The sequence below is a fragment of the Streptomyces sp. NPDC002130 genome (assembly GCF_040296465.1).
Taxonomy (GTDB): Bacteria; Actinomycetota; Actinomycetes; order Streptomycetales; family Streptomycetaceae; genus Streptomyces.
Genome location: NZ_JBEOXI010000959.1, coordinates 1 through 1,277 on the forward strand (window position 1 = coordinate 1; position 1,277 = coordinate 1,277).

At 64.1% G+C, this 1,277-nt stretch carries 1 protein-coding gene; it reads right to left on the minus strand.

Translation table 11 applies throughout. The features are described from left to right. Positions 1 to 226 precede the first annotated feature (226 nt). The gene (locus ABT116_RS47395; protein WP_351647597.1) at positions 227 to 1,171 is read right to left on the minus strand and encodes an NDMA-dependent alcohol dehydrogenase; all 945 of its coding nucleotides are present in this window, start codon (positions 1,169 to 1,171) and stop codon (positions 227 to 229) included. Between the last annotated feature and the right edge of the window lie 106 nt (positions 1,172 to 1,277).

Here is a 1,277-nt window from a genome sequence, read left to right on the forward strand (position 1 = left end):
ACCGGCCCCTGTGGGTCGAGGAGCCCGCGCGGCGGCGCCGCTTGCCGGATCCGGTGCGGACGGCGGCTGTACAGCTTTCCGCCCGCCGGTATTCACTCGTGGCCGTACTGGTCCGCTGAATTGTGGATGGCCAGAGGACAAATCCTCGACACCATGAATGCCTGGTGACGCTGATGTGAAGGATCTCTCCGGACTTGCTGACGAGTCAAGCCCGGAGAGACATCGCTCAGAAGGTGATGATTCCGCGCAGATTGCGACCGGCATGCATGTCGGCGAATCCGTTGTTGATCTGGTCGAGGGTGTATCGGTTGGTGATCAGTCCGTCGAGTTCGAGCTTGCCGCTGGTGTAGAGATCGATCATCCAGGGAATGTCGGCGGTGGGATTGGATGCACCGAACAAGGATCCCTGAATTCTCTTCTGGTACAGCGTGAGTTCCATCAGGCTCACGGGAATTCCGACGTCCGTCATCTTCCCGAGGCCGGTGACCACGCAGGTTCCTGCCTTGCGGATCGACGAGAATGCCTGCGCGACATGTTCTCCGGTGGTGACACCGACGGTGACGATGGCCGAATCCGCGCCCTGGCCGTTGGTGAACGAGCGCGCGATGTCGGTGGCTTCCTCCATGGTGGCCACGGCATGGGTCGCGCCCAACTTCAATGCACTGTCACGCTTGAAGGCGACCGGGTCCACCGCGATCACGTGGGCGGCACCGGCATGCGAGGCGCCCTGTACCGCATTGATTCCGATTCCGCCGACTCCCATGACGATGACGGTCTGCCCGGGATAGACCTGAGCGGAGTTGACCGCGGCGCCCCACCCGGTTCCGACGCCGCAGCCGAGCAGGCACAGAGCGTCGAGAGGCAGGTGCTTGTCGACTTTCACGGCCGAGAGAGTGCTGACCGTGGTGTATTCACTGAAGGTGGACAGGCCGCAGGTCTGGGCCACGGGCTGACCGTCGAGAGACATTCTGTAACTCGAGGTTTCGCCGGGCCTGCTGCCGGTCATGATGGCGGCGCCGTTGTCGCACAGGTTCTGGATTCTGCTTGCGCACCACCGGCAACGGCCGCAGGCGGCGAGGAACGAGAACACGACATGATCACCCTCGGACCACCCTTCGGTATTCGGCCCGACCTCGACGACGATTCCGGCGCCTTCGTGTCCACCGCAGATGGGATAGCGGCCGGCCGGCCCCCGGGACGTCCACGCCCTCGACCACCCCTACGCGGGCCTGGTCCTCCAGGTCGTCGAAGCGGACACTCCCGAGCAACGCGCCCCG